This window comes from Anaerolineae bacterium, from assembly GCA_013178015.1.
Taxonomy (GTDB): domain Bacteria; phylum Chloroflexota; class Anaerolineae; order DRVO01; family DRVO01; genus Ch71.
In genome coordinates this window covers 29,480-43,001 of record JABLXR010000036.1, presented here as the reverse complement: position 1 = coordinate 43,001, position 13,522 = coordinate 29,480, and the positions used below count along the sequence as shown (strand labels likewise).

The following is a 13,522-nucleotide window of genomic DNA, read 5'->3' as shown; positions in this document are numbered from 1 at the left end:
TTCCACCGTCGGAGTCTCGCCGACCTCGGGCGTCTCCGTCTCCTCGGGGGCAGCGGTCTCGGTCGCGCTAGGGGTCTCGGTGACCGCGATCCCGGGCGTGGCGGTAATGGTGGCCTCTGGGGTAACCTCCACCGGCGCAGTAGCTGTGGGCTCCGGCGTGGGTGTGGCCACCTCAACCGGAGTCTCGACCGGCGTCGGCTCAGGTGTGACCTCCTCCTTGGCCTCGGCCACGGGATGACAGGCTACACAAAGGTCCCGAGTGTAGGAAGCGTGATCCTCCGGATACGCCAGGACCTGCCCTAGCCCGTGACAGAGCTCACAGACCATGTCCTCGGCGACCAGGTGCGGAACCGGGCGAGCCACTTCAGCTGGCTCTCTCTCGGGTACCGACAGCGCCAGCACTCGCTCAGTGTTCAAGGCCAGGTACTTCCACTCGCGCCCGTGACAGGCGCTGTTGCTGCAGAAGCTGCTGTCGTCGGCCCCGCCTGCGTTCCCGACCGAATGGCACTCGGCACAGCTAGTGTCAAAGCGATAGCGATGCTCGGCAATCCAGAGGGTGCTCAGGTGAGACTCTGGCCTATCACCGAACGCCAGGCTGACGGCAGGAAGCAGAGCGCCCCCTGACGCCACCTGGGGGATGCTGTGGCACAGATTGCATTCGGCTCGGATCGCCTGGCCGTCCTCACCGATATGATCGCCGTCGTGGCAGCGGAAGCAGCCAGGGAAGTACGTGTGCCCCACGTTGTCGGGATAGGTATCCCAGTACTGATTCATGTAGGGGAAATGAGTGCGGCTGAAGAGCAACCGCAGACCCTCGACTGCGCGCTCGACGTCCTCTTGCCGGCTGCTGAACACGTCTGGGTACTGGCTCTGATACCGATCGGAGACCGCGTCCATGGCAGCGTACCCGGCTTCACGGGTCTCGTAGCGCTGTTCCAGCACGTCCACGGCCACGCTCTTGATGTAGGGCAAGTCGGTCGGTAGCAGGCCCTCCGCCATGGCCCGGTCAACCGCCTCCTCGGTGGGAGGGATCCTGTGCTGAGCCCGGCTGTGGCAGTCCATGCAGTCCAGTTCATCTATGTCGCTGGCCGCAACGGCCTCGGGCGTAGGGCCGGCACCACTGGCCCAGTACTCCCTGACCTCCCCATCTACGACGGCCCGCACCCAAGGTATCTCCTGCGCCTCCTCATCGGCGGCCACGTAGGACACCGGGTTGGCAACGTGCCAGTGAGCTCCCGCGCCGACGCCAGGCATGTCGGCCTGACCGCTGCCCGTCTTGACCAGCAACTGGACCTGAGCCAGAGTGTTGGCTTCGTCGGCAGAGTACTTATTCAGCGTAACCAGCCTGGGTCCGTAGTTCGCCTCCTCCCAGTGGCACTGGCCGCACACGGCCTCCGCCGGCCGCAGGGTGCTGCGAGGTGTCTCTAGAGGCCGCTCGTAGAGCCCAAAGGGATACGTCACCGCATATCGGGCGTTAGCCACATGATAGTAAATGCTCCACAGAACCCCTTCCCCGATATGACAGGTGCCGCAGTCGACCTCGGCGTGAGCCGTAACCTGATGGGTTACGGCCTCGGGTTCCATCGTCCTGTGGCAGAGAGTGCAGAACTCAGTGGACTCGGTGTAGTCCAGAAGGGCCACACCACCGACGAAGAGGGCGAACAGGACCACCAGGGCCACCAGGCCAACGAATACGCGTCTCACAGGCAACCGCCTCCGCAGTCCGGTCCGCGACGACGACGCCTGGCGTCGCCGCCACGACTCGGCGATACTAAGACCATTGATGCGCGGTGTCAACTGCCGCAGCCAGTGGTGTGACGGGGGTCTGGAAGCGAGCAGGGCGAGGTGCACTGTCCCTGGCACTCCGGCTCAGCGGCGGGCTCGATCGGTTGGTAGTGAGCCGCTATAATGCCTCCGGACAACTCCCACACCCGTCTCATTGCTGGAGGATGCCATGCAGAAGAAAACCCTGCGCGACATAGATGTATCGGGAAAGAAGGTGCTCGTCCGGGTGGACTTCAACGTGCCCCTGGACGATGGAGCAGTAGCGGATGACACTCGCATCCGCGCCGCCCTCCCCACCATTGCCTACCTGCGCGACCGCGGTGCGCGCGTGATCCTCGCTTCTCATCTGGGCCGTCCCAAGGGCAAGGCAGACCCGCGGTACTCGCTCGCACCCATCGCTCGCTATATGTCGGACCGAATGGGGATGCCGGTCCGCATGGCCCCCGACTCGGTGGGCCCCGAGGTCGAGGAACTGGTGGCCTCTCTCCAGCCGGGGGAGCTGCTACTACTGGAAAACACGCGGTTTCACCCGGGCGAGGAGAAGAACGACCCCCAGTACGCTGCCTCACTGGCTCGCTTGGCCGACGCGTACGTCAACGACGCTTTCGGCGCCGCGCACCGCGCTCACGCCAGCACCGAGGGCGTCGCTCACCACCTGCCGGCCGTGGCTGGCTTCCTGATGGAGAAGGAGCTCGAATTCCTCGGTCGCGCCCTGGCAGACCCGGAGCGACCGTTCGTCGCGATCCTCGGTGGCGCCAAGATCTCAGACAAGATCGGGGTCATCAACAGCCTCCTCCACCGGGTGGACAGGCTCCTGATCGGTGGGGGAATGGCCAACACTTTCCTCAAAGCCCGCGGCTTCTTCGTGGCCGACTCCCTGGTAGAAGACGAGGTGCTGGACACAGCGCGCTCCTTGATGGAGCGAGCGGGCGACACACTGGTACTCCCCACCGATGTGGTGGTGGCCTCCGCCTTCGACGCGAAGGCCGATTCCCAGGTTGTCCTCCCGAACGCGGTGCCGGAGGGATGGCGCATCCTGGACATCGGCCCACGCACCGTCGAGCGCTTCACGGCCGAGCTTCGTCCTGCCCGGACAGTCTTCTGGAATGGCCCCATGGGCGTATTCGAGTTCCCCCGCTTCGCCGAGGGAACCATCGCCATCGCCCGAGTCGTGGCCGACCTGGATGCCACCACCATCATCGGCGGAGGCGACTCCGTCTCCGCTGTGGAGCAGGCTGGCGTGGCCGACCGCATCACCCACATCTCGACCGGAGGCGGCGCCTCCCTTGAGTTCTTGGAGGGGAAAGAACTCCCCGGGGTAGCCGCCCTGGAAGACAAGTGAGGCGGTTCCGCGCGCAGCCGCTGGCGAGGTCGGCCACCGCAGCTATGCCTCATTTCACCTAATCTTTCGGAGGGGGAAAGCAGCATGCAGGAGCCACTCTATCGTAGCCGGGCGCCCATCCGCGTAGATCTGGCGGGCGGGTGGACCGACGTGCCCTTCTTCGCCGCCGAGCGCGGGGGAGCGGTGGTGAACGCTACTATCAATCGGTACACCTACGCCACCCTCACGCCTCGCCCCGACGAGAAGATCGAGATTACCTCGGCCGATTTCCACCAGTTCCTGAGCGTCCGCAACTTCCGGGAGCTGGAATACGACGGCAACCTTGACCTGATCAAGGCAGCCATCTCCCGCCTCGGCATCCAGCGGGGCATGAACCTGTTCGTGCGCTGCGACGCACCGCCCGGCTCGGGGACCGGCTCCTCGGCCTCTATCGGCGTCGCCCTCATAGGACTGCTCAACCTCCTCCAGGACAACCGCCTCTCCTGCTATGAGGTGGCACGGCTGGCCAACCTCCTGGAGACCGAGGAGCTCCACATCGCAGGAGGCAAGCAGGACCAGTATGCGGCCGCCATTGGGGGTTTCAACTTCATGGAGTTCGAGGAGACGGCGGTCAACGTTAGCCCTCTCCACCTGGACCCCAGCGTCGTGACGGAGCTGGAGAAGCACTTGGTGCTCTGCTATACGGGCAAGTCGCGGCTCTCTGGCAACCTGATCACCACGGTGCAGGAAGCCTATCGCGCCGGCCGCAGCCAGACGGTGAACGCCCTGCTACGCATCCGCGACGTAGCGGTGGAGATGAAGAGCGCCCTACTCAAGGGCCAGATCGGCCACTTCGGCCGCCTGCTGCAGGAGAACTGGGAGAACCAGAAGCTTCTCGACCCCTCCATCAGCACGGCTCAGATAGACTCGCTGTTCGATGCCGCCCTCGATGCCGGAGCAGTGGGAGGCAAGGCCCTGGGCGCGGGCGGAGGTGGCTGCGTCCTGTTCCTGAGCAATCCGGACCGAGAACGCGACGTCCGCACCGCCCTGGAACAGGCAGGGGTGCAAATCATCGAGTTCAACTTCGAGTTCGGCGGGCTGCGTACTTGGAGCAGCTTGAACGGCGCCCGCGTGGTGGCCTAACCGCCCGTCAGTCAGGCAGGGGCGGCAGCTCCTCCAGCGAGGACAGGCCCAGCAAGCGGAGGAAACCCGAGGTAGTGCCATAGGTGATGGGACGTCCGGGCTGATCCAGACGCTCGATCTCTGTGACAAGGCCCAGCCGCAGAAGGGTACGCAGCGGGCTCTCGCTGCCTACCCCGCGTATTGCCTCGATGCCAGCCCGGGTTACCGGTTGACGATAGGCGATGATGGCCAGCGTCTCCAGTGCCGCCGCCGACAGGGTGCTTGCTTCTTCCGATCGGAGGTAACGCCGGACGTCGTCAGACGCTGCCGGAGAAGTGGTCAGTTGTACTGCTTCGCCATCCCGCAGCAGCGCCAACCCACGGCCGGAGAGCGACTGCCGCAGCCTGTCCAGCGCCGACTCTATGTCGGTCCGTCCGGCGTCCAGAGTCTCGGCCAGGGTTCTCAGTTCCACTGGCTCTCCGGCCACGAAAAGGATAGCCTCGATCCTGGCTTCGAGTGAGCATTGAACGTGGCTCTGCACCTCAGCCATCCGCGTCGCCTGATCTTGTCGCTGTTTCTCCTGGCGCTACTGGCCGCCCCCTGCGTGCTCTTCAGAGCCTCGTCCGACCCCTCTTCCCCTAGCTGCAGCGAAAGCCAGCCGCGCCCCCTAGTCAGCTACGAGAGCTTGGCCGCCAACGTGAACCGGGTGATCGCCGCCCCGCCTGGCACAACCATGGCCTTCCACTTCGGGGAGCGGCAGCTGGAGTCCTTCCTCAATGCCCAGGCGTTACCTCAGGCGGGACTGGGCGCAGTACGCGTCGGAGTGCGCCTACATCCGAACCGAGCCCAGGTAGCCTTCTTCCTGCAGACGTACTGCTTCGCCGTCCTGGAGTTGCATCAGCACGGTGAAGAGACACCCGAGCTAGCCCTGAGCTACGTCAAGCTGGGCCCGCTGGAGTCCCCACTGCCACTCCGCCACCTGTGGTCCAGGGTGCTCAACGAGACCCTTGCTGCGGGCGACCTGGGTTTCCGCCTCCGAGCGCTGGTCATCGAACCTAGCGGCGCCCTAGTGACGCTGTCCCGCGAGTAGGATACTGGGGAGCCTACTCGTCTTCGTCCTCCGGATGCCACGCCTCCAGTCCTTCCTCCGCGGCTGGGGCCTCTTCGCTAGGGGGCTCCTCGTACGGCTCCCTCAGGTCGGGGTAGAGCACCTCCGTCTCCTCGGGCTCCGGCGCTGGCGTCTCCCAGCTTTCCCGCTCCTGAATTGGCTCCTCAGGATGGAACTCCTCCGCCAGTACCTCCTCGGCTGCTGCCACCGGCTCCTCGGCGACCTCCGCCACCGGCGCCGTCTCAGGCTCCACGTGGGGCTCGGCCTCCAATCCAGGTGCAGCGATGGGCGCGGGGGGAGCTTCTTCCTCCGGCCGCACTGCCGTGGGCGGCGGCGCTACCGCGGGGCGCGCCTCCGCCAGACCCACTTCGCGCACGCGCACGTCCACATCGGCCACCTTGGCCCCGATCTCCTGCTCCAACGCCTGTCGCGCCTCCGCGATGGCAGACCGCGTGACCTCGGGGATCATGACCCCATCGGCCGTGACGATCTGCAGATCGGCCACCACTCCCTCGCGCGTCTGCCGAACTCGGGCCGTCACCTGCCGCACCGAGGAAATTGATGAAACGCGCCTTTCCAGCAACTTGGCCACTGACGCAGAGGCAACACGAGCTCTGCCGCCCTCCACCGCCGTCACCCGTATCTCGTCATCGCCCGCCCGCCGAAACTCGCGCCACAGAAGCCAGATGGTGAGGAGCCACAGCGCCGCCGCCACCACTCCGACCACTACTCTGCCGGCCGAGGTAGCCACCCAGGGCTCGACCGAGAAGGTGGCGTTCTGCACCGCCTGTACCACTGCGTCCGGGATGGTGGCGATGATGGGCAAGAGTACTAGCATAATGAGCAAGGCCACGACTGTCACTACCTGGTTGAACGTCCTCACGGGCCACCTCCTTCGATGCCTAACTGCAAGCCTCACCCGATTATACACGTCGCGCGCCCTTCGGTCGACCGCATTCCTCCCATTGTCTCCCCGCCGCCTTAGGACGCTCCCAGTCGCGCCCACAGCGCCCCCGTAATCAGCAGCAGGACCACCGCCAGGCAGCTGGCCACCGCTCCCCAGCGCACGCTGTCCGGGCGATAGACGAACTCCACCCGGTGGTGGCCGCCCTCCACCGCCACCGAGCGGAAGAACCAGTTGGCGCGCTCCACCTCCACCTCAACTCCGTCCACCTCCGCTCTCCAGCCGGGGTAGAACGAGTCGGTAAGGACTAGGTGCCCAGGTCGCGATGCCAGCACCTCCACCACCACCCGCTCCGGGGCGTAGGATACCACCTCCGCTGCCAGCCATCCCTCCGCATCGCAGGCCATCCCCTCGCCGCCCACCAAGACTGTGCGCCGCCGAGGATCGAAGCCCGAATCCCGCAGGATTTCCATGGCTTCTGCCTCGCCAGGCACCCGGACTACACACGAACTGAAGTAGGCCCGAGGCAGCGAACGCTCCACGGACGACACCTTCACGTCTCCCAGGTGGATGGGCACGATCCCATCGATCTGCGAGAGAGCCACCGGCACGCCCACGCCGGCCGCGCGGTTGATCAGCGATGCTGCCGCCACAGTGAAGGCACCGCCATTGCGGACGGGCTCCCCTTCAGCCCAGGACGCGCCAGAAAGCGCATCGCTCACCCACTGAACCTCCAGCCTGTCGCCGTATGTTGGGGCCGAAAGTAGTCGCAGGGACACGTGTCTGAGGTCAGGTCGGCCAGGCACCGGCGCCACCTCCACCGAGGCACCATCGCTTCCCCAGGCAATGAATGCATCGCCGTCCCACCGTATTTCGCCCACCACCATCCCATCGAGGCTAATCCGTGCCGCCAGGCCCTCGGCGGCGTCTGCGTTGGTGGGCCGGCCCAAGACCAGCCCCAGATCGGTTGCCGGGAAGCGCGGCAGGCTTAGCGTTGCCTCCGGAGCGTCCAGGCCTCCCGGCAGGGAGAACCCCAGGTCGTAGTAGACTCCCTCCAGCCACAGATCATCTAGGCGGTCCCGCAGCAGATACCCGACGCTAGCCAGGGCCAGCAGCCTCTCCGGAGGCACGCTCCTCAGGGCCTCGCTCATCCTGCCGTCAGCCGCCACCTCTTCCGCCGGCAAGTACAGAGACTGGAAAGCCAGGTGGTCTGCCGTGGGCAGCACTCCGCCGTCGTACCCATCTACGGCGTAGAGCCCCCACTTGAGAGCCAGGTTCCTCGACAGCACCTCCTGAGACTTGGCCCCCACCAGCAGGCCGTAGCGCCCCTCGGCATTCAGCCCTTCACCCAGGGACGCTAGCAGATCGCCCATGTCGCCGGAGTCGAACTGCGGATCCGACAGGCTGAGGAAGCGGCTCAGGCCCGCCTCCTGGAGCAGCACCTGAACCGACCGACGCTGGGCCTCGTACACGTAGGACGCAGTGGTCTGGTTGTACGGCAGGCGCTGAGAAGCAGCGAAGAGCTCGACCAGCACGAGAACCATCAAGGCCGTGCCCATCCTTCTGCGCGGAGCCAGCCGCACCGTCAGGAGGAGCGCCACGCCCGCCGCCAGCCAGCCTGCCACTGTAACCGGCTGTGGCCTTGGGTCGGCCAGCAGCCACAGGAGGGCAGTGACCGCCGCTGTCAAGGCAAAGCCCAGCCCCCACCATCGCCGAGGGAGAGCCCATTGCCTTCCGCTCTCGGCGGCCGCTATCCCCTCTGCTACCAGAACGCTTGCCCCCAGAAGCGACATCACCAGCCAGCGCGCCGGGGCGCGGAACAGCCCTATCCCCGGCACCAGCCGATAGAGCAGGTAGTAGAAGGGGTTGTAGCCACCCAAGGCCAGGAAGGCACCCAGAGCCACCAAGGCCACCGCCCACCTGGGGCGGCTCGACGTCCCCCGGCAGACTCCAAGAACGGCCAGCCCGGTCCCCACCACGCCCGCGTAGGCGACGTATTCGCTGTAGGGGGCCTCCGCCCCGTAGTGGGGCAAGAGGCCCAGCAACCACGACCGAGGACCGAAGGAGAAGGAGACTGCCTGCCGGTAGGACAGCCCCCCGGCACGTACCGACAGCTCTGCCAGCTCCAGTGTGGGCAATACCTGCACCGCCGACAGCGCCATGCCCCCCGCAGCACCGGCACCGATGAAGAGAAGCGCTCTGCCCCACCGACCTGCTATCTTCGGCCAGCCAGTCGTCTCCGCCATCAGGCGAACTGCTGCGTATGCCACCAGGGTGATATGCGCAATGTAGCCTGCCTGGGAATGCCCGGTGAGGAGCTGGACCGCACTAAGCGTCATCGCGACCAGCAGCCAGAGACGCCGTCCGGCGGCAGAGGTGAGGCGCCGGATGGCTCCCAACTCTACGGCCAGCACCTGCAGGGGCAACCAGGCCAGCGCCTCCACCTGGTTGAAGTGCTCTGCCTGGGCCCCCAGTAGCCCGCTGAGGGCGAACGTTGCCGCGGCCCCCAGGGCAGGCCACCTCCCATATCCGAGGCCCGCTCGCGCCAAGAGGTAAGTGGACGCGCCTGCTAGCCCGTAGTGGATGGCCAGGGAGGCAGTAGCCAGCGATGGAGCGGATAGCCAGGCCAACGCCAGGTGCACCGGGTACAGGACGCCTGCCTGGGGATTGGCCAGAAAGGGCGCTCCCAGGAACAGGTGAGGGTTCCACAGAGGAAGCTCGCCGGACAGCAGCCGGCCCGTGGCGTACTCGTACATGGGGTAGAAGTACGCTAGGGCGTCCGGACCATAAAGGATCTGCCCAGCGAGGCACAGCCGATACAGGAATCCAATGGGCAGCAGCCCGATCAGCCCCAAAGCCGCGACATCTGCCCTGCCCAGGCGGCCGCCGTTACCGGCCATCGCTCTTCCCCTCCACCAGGTAAAGTAGCAGGGCCGGATGGCCGTCCCGACGGTAAGTGGCGTGCCGCAGGCCCAGGCGGAACCCCTCCGACGCCAGGTGTTCCAGGTCTCCCAGCCCCGGCTCGTCCGCCACCACCAACACATATGCTGGGTTGGCGCGCGCACACTCGTCCACCAGCTGCTCTCTGTCGCGATACCAACGGAAGTCCTGAGGATATCCGGCCAGATAGTAACTCACCTGCCAGCCGAGATCCCGGTGCAGGATGGTGGCCCGCCCTGGAACCTGCCCTCTCACGTAGTCGGCCAGACCCTCGATGCCCTGCCAGCGCGACGTGTCGCCCAAAGGCAACATGCTCCTACTCGCTTCGAGCGCCGGCGTCACTAGCGCGGCCGCCAGCGCTGCCCCGAAGAGAGGCCCCACTAAGGCCCGGGCGGGGCCGGTGAGGCCAGCGCCCAGCCGCGAGACCGCCCAGGCGAAGGCCAGGCCCGCGAGCGGGATGAGAGCCAGCAAGTACCGGTCCCAGGGGGGCGCGCCCACCGCCAGATGCACGGCGAGATACGCGAAAGCCGACGCAGCGATCCCGAGCGCCGGCCCCGGTCGGGTGGCCTTCGACAGCCCACCCACGGTGGCCACCAGCGCGCCTACCACGGCCAGGATCCACACCGCCTGGGCCGGGCGCGTGCCCCAGATCCACCCCAGCAGCGCCGCCCATTCGCCTGCGTCGGCCCGCCCTGTGGCACCACTTAACCCGTAGTTGAGGTACGCCGCTGACGCCCACCCCATCCGCGGCGCCCGCACCCACTCCCATAGCACCACGACCGCGACGACCGCCGCCAACCCCACACATGCCTTGGCCACGGCCCTGCCACTGCGCCCTGGCAACACGCCAAGCACAGCGGGCGCATAGGCCAGGAGCTGGGGCTTGGTCGCGCCCGCCAGGCCGAGCCACAGCCCAGCCTGGATGGGCGCTCCGCTTAGGGCTGCGGCTATCCCTCCCATCGCCAGAGCCACGGCCGGGGGATCAGTTAGCGCCGCGCCATCCAGCGCCACCGCTGCAGGCGACAAGGCCACTAGCGTCAGTCCGGCCCAAGCAGGCCATTCACCCCAGCTGCGGCGCGCTACGCGAAAGAAAAGCACCATCGCGACCAGCGAGGCCAGTGCCCCGAGCAGGCGGAGCGCCGTCGGACCGGGCCCGATGACAGTGGACCAGAGAGCCAGGAGGTAGGGGAAGCCGGGGGGCTTGTCTATGACCGGCCCGCGCAGCCAGAGGTCGCCTTCGCGCACGGCCAGGGCCCAGGAGGCGTAGAGACACTCGTCGGGATGGAGAGGATCCTCGGCGATGGGCGCCAAGCGCAGCGCCAGCCCAATGGCAATGGTCACCCAAGCCAAGACTTCGGGCCCGGCCAGCAGCTGCCCCCTCTGCCCGATAGCCGCCCAGCGCCGGCCCCAGGTGGGCAGCGACAGGCCTCGCCTCAGAGGGTCCTCAGTCTCTGAACCGACAGCGCAGCAAAGTCCAGGCGGCCTGGGGTCCGTCCCGCCAGGTGATCTTCTTGCCCTCCGCATACTCGCGGCCGTTGTAGGAGATCGGAACCTCGTAGATGCGATAGCCCTGTTTGAGGATCTTGGCCGTGAGCTCCGGCTCTAGCTCGAACTTCCTGGCTCGGAGGACGAGGCCGCGGATCACGTCCGCCCGAAAGGCCTTGTAGCATGTCTCCATGTCCGTCAGGATGCTATCGTAGAGGATGTTGGTCAGGAGGGTGAGGCTCCGGTTCCCTACCATGTGCCAGAAGAGCATGGCCTTCCTCGGCCCCCCCAGGAAGCGCGATCCGTACACCACTTCGGCCCGGCCCTCTAGGATGGGGCGCAGCACTATGCTATAGTCGCGCGGGTCATACTCGAGGTCCGCGTCCTGCACCAGCATGATGTCGCCCGTGGCCCGGAACATGCCCGTCCGCACCGCAGCGCCCTTGCCCTGGTTGACGTCGTGGTAGTACACGCGGACATAGGGTCGGTCTTCCAGACGTGTCAGTACTTCCCGCGACCCGTCGGTGGAACCGTCGTCCACCAGGATCACCTCGCGCTCCAGATCGCCCAGATCTACCGACAACACCTGCGCAACCACCTGCTCGATGGTGGCACACTCGTTGTAGACTGGGACCAGCACCGAGAGCTTCATTCGCTTCTCCGTGTGGGAGGCCGAGGCCATGCCGGGGACCCCGGAATCCCCTAGTCCCCCCCGCCTCTTGCGGCCTCGTGGGCCAGCACAATGGCTTCGGCCACTTGCTTCATGGACTTGCGTGTATTCATGCTCATCGTCTGGATGCGACGGAATGCCTGGGCCTCGCTCAGGCCCTGGCTATCCATCAGGATGCCCTTGGCCCGGTCCACCAGCTTGCGCGTCTCGAGGGCATCTTTGAGGTCCCCCACCTCTCGCTCGAGTGCCCGCAGTTCACCGAATCGGGCCAGCGCTACCTCGATCGCCGGTGCCAGGTCCGACTCGCGGATGGGCTTGACGATGTAGCCCACCACCCCTGCTTCCTTGGCTCGCTCTATCAACTCGCTCTGGCTGTAGGCGGTGAGGAGCACCACCGGAGCGATACGCTCCTGCGTCAGCAGGCGCGCAGCATCTATGCCGTCCAGGTCGGGCATCTTGATGTCCATGATCACGATGTCGGGTCTCAGCTCCCGGGCCAGGTTGACAGCGCTGGTCCCGTCGGCCACCTCGCCCACCACCAGGTATCCCAGGTTGGTGAGCATCTCGCGCAGGTCCATCCGGATGATCGCTTCGTCGTCAGCTATGATAACTCTCGTACGCTCCAATTGGCTTCACCTCTTGCGTGGTCTTGGGGAAAGTCACCGTCGCCGTCACTCCGCCGTTGCTGGTCAGCCTGACGTCCCCCTTCAGGTCGTCCCGCACCAGCACCTGTACGATGTTCAGGCCTACGCTTCCGTTCCGGTTGAGATCGAAATCCGGCAGCAGCCCCACCCCATCATCCTCGACCTCGATCAACACCCGGTCTGCCGTCTCGGCCAGCCGTAAGTGCACGGAGCCCCTGGCCTGCCCCGCGAACCCGTGCTCGGCCGCGTTCTGGAGAAGCTCGTTGATCACCAGCGAGCAGACAGTGGCCTGCTGGGCCGGCAGGTATATGTCCGGCCCACTCATGCTCACCGCGATGTGCCGGTCCGGATACGCTAGCATCTGACGCAGGTGAGCCACCAACCTCTGACCCACCTCACGGAGGTTGATGGGGCTGTCGCCCTGGTTGGCCATGAACTCGTGCACTACCGAGATGGAGAGAATGCGGTTCATGCTCTCCTCGAGCACCCGCTGTGCTTCAGCCGAGGTGCTCCTCCGCGCCTCCATCCGTAGCAGGGCAGCGATGGTCTGCAGGTTGTTCTTCACCCGGTGGTGTGTCTCCTGGATTATGGCCGACTTCACCTGCAGCTCGCGCTGGCGCCGCCGCTTCTCCGTCTCGTCGTGCACCAGCAGGAAGGCACCGATAACCCGGTCAGCCTCGGCGCCGCGCCCCATTCCTCGCACGACTCGGTCCAGAGGACGCGGCGGCGCGTACACCGGGATCGCCTGTCTCACCCACTCGCGCTCCTGGGCGGCGGCCTCTCCTCGGAAGCAGCGCCCTTGGGCCAGCGTCCGCCCCACCAACTCGTCATCCCCGGTCTCCAGGAAGTCCAGGTGCTGGCCCACCAACGGTTCCATGTAGCCCAGGCGGCGGTAGAAGTTGGTCGCGATGCCGGAGAGATACCGGATGCGCCGCTGCTCATCCACGAACACTATGCCATCCTGCTCCCCAAAGGGGATCAACTGGTCCACCCCCGGGATTTCCGCCCGCAGCCCGGCTCGCTGGAGGGCGGTCAGGGCTCGCCTGAAGTGTACGTGCCGACGTCGGTGTCGCTCGTGCTCGATGAGATTGGTCTCCACCGTGACGACAGCGACCACGTTTCCCCCCGGTCCTCGTACCGGATGCAATTGTCGCACCATCGGCGCAGTGTCGCCCCACCGCTCCACCTCCTCGGTGGCCTGCCTCCCCGAGGAGAAGACGCGACCGATCAGCCCAGCCTCGGCCAGCTGAACGCTGCTGCCAGCCAGGTTCTGGCGATGGATGGGAGCCATCGAGTGCGGCCGAGCCTGGGAGATGATGGCGAAGTCCCTGCCCGAGGCGACGTACATCAGAATGTCTGCCCGGCTCAGGTCCGCAATGATGCCCAGATTGCGCTCGATGCGCGCCAGGAACTCCTTGTCGCTCGCCTGCAGCCCAGTTGCATGGATCGCCTTGTTCATGGTCGCCAGTCTCTTCCCTAACCCGGCCATTATACCGCACCCACGGGCTGCCAACGAAATGGCCCCGACCCGCAGAGCTCAAGA

Annotated in this window: 11 protein-coding genes; 3 read left to right on the top strand and 8 right to left on the bottom strand. The window is 66.2% G+C overall.

Annotation, left to right across the window (positions count from 1 at the left end):
• Positions 1 to 1,704, bottom strand: a 1,704-nt coding sequence (locus HPY83_14095; GenBank protein ID NPV09082.1) for a hypothetical protein, incomplete at its 3' end; no start/stop codon positions are given.
• 250 nt (positions 1,705 to 1,954) lie between these two features.
• On the opposite strand from HPY83_14095, the gene HPY83_14090 reads away from it, so the two are divergent.
• Both HPY83_14090 and HPY83_14085 read left to right on the top strand, forming a co-directional pair.
• On the top strand, positions 1,955 to 3,127 hold the full coding sequence (locus tag HPY83_14090) for a phosphoglycerate kinase (protein NPV09081.1): 1,173 nt from the start codon (positions 1,955 to 1,957) through the stop codon (positions 3,125 to 3,127).
• A gap of 84 nt (positions 3,128 to 3,211) precedes the next feature.
• On the top strand, positions 3,212 to 4,249 hold the full coding sequence (locus tag HPY83_14085) for a GHMP kinase (GenBank protein ID NPV09080.1): 1,038 nt from the start codon (positions 3,212 to 3,214) through the stop codon (positions 4,247 to 4,249).
• Between the two features lie 7 nt (positions 4,250 to 4,256).
• Here HPY83_14085 and scpB read toward each other — a convergent pair whose 3' ends face one another.
• The gene (gene scpB, locus HPY83_14080; GenBank protein ID NPV09079.1) at positions 4,257 to 4,778 is read right to left on the bottom strand and encodes an SMC-Scp complex subunit ScpB; all 522 of its coding nucleotides are present in this window, start codon (positions 4,776 to 4,778) and stop codon (positions 4,257 to 4,259) included.
• Between scpB and HPY83_14075 the strand changes: the two genes are divergently transcribed.
• Positions 4,752 to 5,318 (top strand): hypothetical protein, encoded by a 567-nt coding sequence (locus HPY83_14075; protein ID NPV09078.1) that lies wholly within the window; start codon positions 4,752 to 4,754, stop codon positions 5,316 to 5,318. The two genes, scpB and HPY83_14075, sit on opposite strands and share 27 nt — an antisense overlap.
• A gap of 13 nt (positions 5,319 to 5,331) precedes the next feature.
• On the opposite strand, the gene HPY83_14070 is transcribed toward HPY83_14075, so the two are convergent.
• From HPY83_14070 to HPY83_14045, 6 genes are all read right to left on the bottom strand, one after another.
• A complete protein-coding gene (locus HPY83_14070; protein ID NPV09077.1) occupies positions 5,332 to 6,219 on the bottom strand; it encodes a hypothetical protein in 888 nt (295 codons plus the stop codon).
• A 98-nt stretch (positions 6,220 to 6,317) separates the two neighbouring features.
• Complete coding sequence (locus HPY83_14065) at positions 6,318 to 9,140, bottom strand: YfhO family protein (GenBank protein ID NPV09076.1); 2,823 nt, start codon at positions 9,138 to 9,140, stop codon at positions 6,318 to 6,320.
• A complete protein-coding gene (locus HPY83_14060; protein ID NPV09075.1) occupies positions 9,130 to 10,521 on the bottom strand; it encodes a hypothetical protein in 1,392 nt (463 codons plus the stop codon). Before HPY83_14060 ends, HPY83_14065 begins: the two co-directional genes overlap by 11 nt.
• 103 nt (positions 10,522 to 10,624) lie before the next feature.
• Positions 10,625 to 11,317, bottom strand: a complete 693-nt coding sequence (locus HPY83_14055; GenBank protein ID NPV09074.1) for a glycosyltransferase family 2 protein — start codon at positions 11,315 to 11,317, stop codon at positions 10,625 to 10,627.
• Between the two features lie 50 nt (positions 11,318 to 11,367).
• Positions 11,368 to 11,961: a response regulator gene (locus HPY83_14050; protein NPV09073.1), complete on the bottom strand. Its 594-nt coding sequence runs from the start codon at positions 11,959 to 11,961 to the stop codon at positions 11,368 to 11,370.
• Positions 11,933 to 13,438: a hypothetical protein gene (locus HPY83_14045; GenBank protein ID NPV09072.1), complete on the bottom strand. Its 1,506-nt coding sequence runs from the start codon at positions 13,436 to 13,438 to the stop codon at positions 11,933 to 11,935. The genes HPY83_14050 and HPY83_14045 overlap by 29 nt, the downstream gene beginning before the upstream one ends.
• Between the last annotated feature and the right edge of the window lie 84 nt (positions 13,439 to 13,522).

What these genes read in the sequence shown, in the direction of transcription:
- HPY83_14055 (NPV09074.1), bottom strand. Translation starts at nt 11,317, where the DNA reads ATGAAGCTCTCGGTGCTGGTCCCAGTCTACAACGAGTGTGCCACCATC.
- HPY83_14085 (NPV09080.1), top strand. Translation starts at nt 3,212, where the DNA reads ATGCAGGAGCCACTCTATCGTAGCCGGGCGCCCATCCGCGTAGATCTG.
- scpB (NPV09079.1), bottom strand. Translation starts at nt 4,778, where the DNA reads ATGGCTGAGGTGCAGAGCCACGTTCAATGCTCACTCGAAGCCAGGATC.
- HPY83_14065 (NPV09076.1), bottom strand. Translation starts at nt 9,140, where the DNA reads ATGGCCGGTAACGGCGGCCGCCTGGGCAGGGCAGATGTCGCGGCTTTG.
- HPY83_14090 (NPV09081.1), top strand. Translation starts at nt 1,955, where the DNA reads ATGCAGAAGAAAACCCTGCGCGACATAGATGTATCGGGAAAGAAGGTG.
- HPY83_14045 (NPV09072.1), bottom strand. Translation starts at nt 13,438, where the DNA reads ATGAACAAGGCGATCCATGCAACTGGGCTGCAGGCGAGCGACAAGGAG.